Here is a 2,850-nt window from a genome sequence, read left to right as displayed (position 1 = left end):
CGACAAACGCAATAACATCGCGGGTATGGTGAAATAAATTATCGGATAACTGGCTGATTAAAAAGGCCGTTTGTTCAGCACTGAGTTTGCTGTCTGAGCCGCTGTTTTCGGGTTTCAGTTTTCCTTTATTCAGAAACTCGCTGATATGGTGATCAACGGTCGTCTGATGCAGGCGTAAAGCCTGAGCAATCATAGTCGAACTCCAGCCTTCGGAGGCCAGAAGAATGGCTTTAATACGATCACAAACGCGCTTATCACGACTGGAATCATGAAGGCGTTCAAGTTCAGCTTTTTGTTGGTCAGAGATGAATATTTTCATGGTGAGCAGCATGATCTCCTGTTGCTGAAAAATCAAGCACTTTCAATGATTACGGGTATATCGATTTTATTTTAAAAAATCATATAGCATTTACCACGAACTGTGTCGACCGCGTAGATTTATTTTACAATGTATATTATTCCAATCAATGCAATTTTGAAATTTTAGATAAAGAACTACTAAGTTCAATTTCGGGACTTGGCATATCACTTCCTATTAGCGTTTATCAACAAACAAAGGAAGAACTTATTGAATTATTGGAAATCGAAGGGTATTCAAATTTTGAAATTCGAGAAATATTTAGACATGAGCCGTAGGTAAAAACATATAACCAGTGGTTCTTTAGAGTAAAAAACAACTATTCCCATGATGGGCAAAATTGATTAAAAATGACATACAAAATAATGACTTTCTCATTTAATGCTTTCGTGATCTCATCTATTTATCTTGAGTAAAGAGATATGGAAAAAGTTAATTATATATCGCTATCACTCATTCAAAAAATGGATGATTATTCTCGTTTTGGCTCTATATCTGAACTCTGTATACATGGTAAAAATACAGGAATTACAATCCTTGCAGATTATCTTGAAACTGCAATTTTATTAGATGACGGGCGTTATTTACTTTTTGTGACTGAGGATGTGCCTTATGAAAAATCTCTTGAATTGTTATTGATAGATATAAAACAGGATATTCAGGAACAAATGACTATTGCAATACCCTATGGTAGCGGAACCTTACGAGAAATGAGATTATATGAAAACCATGTCGAGTTTAGTTATTTTTCTGATGAAATATGGAGAGTGGAAGTTTCGTCATCGCGTTTTTTCAGGCTTCCTTTTCAGGATGTTTTTTTAGTAACACGTCATCCATTTCGCTTTAGCTATTTTATTCATGCCAAGTTGTTTCGGTGACATTTACACAGTTTCATATAAAAAGGATTACAAATGGCAACTGCCAGGATAAATGTTTTTTGCACGAACGAAGAGTTGTCTGATTGGCTTGCAACTATAGCATCAAAATATAAATTACTTTCAATTTGGTTTACACTACAAGATGAATATTCTCAGCAGCTATATATTTTAACAGAGAAAATTCCCGTTCTAGCACATCGTATTTATCTTATACCCTACGATAAATTTATTAATAAGAAAGTAAAGTTCAGTAGCATTGATCGTCATAGTGGTTGGATTGAAATAAAAACGGGAAATTTAGTTGAGTATAATGGGGAAAAGATTTTACAACTTACTGAAATTAATACTACTGATTCTGAGGATAAATCAATATGCTTATGTAAAGCCATTAACTGGCTTAAGCGACAGATTAAAGCTAATGAATTCTCAGGTGTAACTGGAAAGAACATAATTCATGGTGGAGAAACTATTTACCCACATATTTTTTATACGCATCAAGCCAAATCTCTTTTTTATGATAAAGTTATCTGGAAACAAGACATTCTGTTCAATTCTGTATATGAGCCATTTATCCCTTAATTCTTTCAGCAAACAATATTAACCACTATGAACATGACTAAAAGAGACATTAGCATTCCTTGCTCTAAATCAACCTATACCAAATGATTATAACATCATACTGGAACTCATCAATAAATATAACGACGCAAGGATTTGTTTTTGTACAAATCCTGCTGAAGAAGCTATACCGCTCAGGGAAAGATCACGCAACGCTGCTTTTTTGCACTAAACAATTCGCATTTTATGTTCAATAATTGAGATATTCCTTATTACCTAAATATTGATTTCACGTTTGAATGGAAAGGACTGAAAAATATGGCAAGGTTATTAACAATTGTATTTTTTTTCTCTATCTCTGCGAGTGCAGTTACTGCAATACAATATCAGAGAGAGTTAGATTTGGCAGACAAGGCAATATTATGGGCACTAATATCAGCCAGTACTAAAGAGGGACGAAAAGCGTGTTCACTTAGCTATTTTTCCTGTAAGGCCGCAGAGGCTGAACTCGGACTGGCATATATGGCTGCGAATGATAACAAGGAATTTCTCACATCCTTATCTAATATAATGAGGTACAAAATAGATGCTGGACTTTCCGAATCCTATACATGCTATTTATTAAGTAAGGGAAAGATCATAAGACCATATCTGAAAAATCTAAATCCACACCAACTTGCCGCTTATTGCATTGAAACTGTAAATAAAATAAAAGATAAGAATAAAAAAATCATTGATATAAATTCAATTAGTATTTGTAGTGATGATGAAAGTATAAAGCGGAGAGTTAATAGTACTATTATGGCCATTGATGATTCTATAAAATGCATCGATGAATAATAAGTTGATTGTATTTCAGGGAAAGATCACGCAACGCTGATTTTTTGTACTAAACAATTCGCATTTTATGTTCAATAATTGAGATATTCCTTATTACCTAAATATTGATTTCACATTTGAATGGAAAGGACTGAAAAATTATGCGTGGCAGTATCCTTTCGGTCAATAATAGCAGAACAAAAGAAAGAGCCAGAAATGACGGTCAGGTATTATATC

At 33.8% G+C, this 2,850-nt stretch carries 4 protein-coding genes and 2 pseudogenes; 5 read left to right on the top strand and 1 reads right to left on the bottom strand.

Features of this window, described 5'->3' with window-relative positions:
* On the bottom strand, window positions 1-331 hold a 331-nt coding region (locus A7090_RS20670; RefSeq protein WP_157941485.1), incomplete at its 3' end, for a helix-turn-helix domain-containing protein.
* Window positions 332-780: 449 nt separating this feature from the next.
* Here A7090_RS20670 and A7090_RS26750 point away from each other — a divergent pair.
* From A7090_RS26750 to A7090_RS20645, 5 genes and pseudogenes are all read left to right on the top strand, one after another.
* Complete coding sequence (locus A7090_RS26750; protein ID WP_241957284.1) at window positions 781-1,236, top strand: hypothetical protein; 456 nt, start codon at window positions 781-783, stop codon at window positions 1,234-1,236.
* 33 nt (window positions 1,237-1,269) lie between these two features.
* The gene (locus tag A7090_RS26745) at window positions 1,270-1,815 is read left to right on the top strand and encodes a hypothetical protein (RefSeq protein ID WP_240246622.1); all 546 of its coding nucleotides are present in this window, start codon (window positions 1,270-1,272) and stop codon (window positions 1,813-1,815) included.
* A 240-nt stretch (window positions 1,816-2,055) separates the two neighbouring features.
* A pseudogene (locus A7090_RS27380) lies at window positions 2,056-2,157 on the top strand (hypothetical protein); the annotation flags it as partial.
* A complete protein-coding gene (locus A7090_RS20650; RefSeq protein WP_446718732.1) occupies window positions 2,131-2,634 on the top strand; it encodes an Imm57 family immunity protein in 504 nt (167 codons plus the stop codon). The pseudogene A7090_RS27380 and the gene A7090_RS20650, both read left to right, overlap by 27 nt.
* Before the next feature lie 82 nt (window positions 2,635-2,716).
* Window positions 2,717-2,850, top strand: a pseudogene (locus A7090_RS20645) (ISAs1 family transposase); the annotation flags it as partial.

This window comes from Escherichia sp. MOD1-EC7003 (genome assembly GCF_002965065.1).
GTDB lineage: Bacteria > Pseudomonadota > Gammaproteobacteria > Enterobacterales > Enterobacteriaceae > Escherichia.
The sequence above is the reverse complement of the archived record's forward strand: the minus strand, read 5'-3'. Positions and strand labels throughout refer to the sequence as shown.

Bases quoted from the DNA above. Each gene is read 5' to 3' on its own strand.
- A7090_RS26750 (WP_241957284.1), top strand. From the start codon at position 781: ATGGAAAAAGTTAATTATATATCGCTATCACTCATTCAAAAAATGGAT.
- A7090_RS26745 (WP_240246622.1), top strand. From the start codon at position 1,270: ATGGCAACTGCCAGGATAAATGTTTTTTGCACGAACGAAGAGTTGTCT.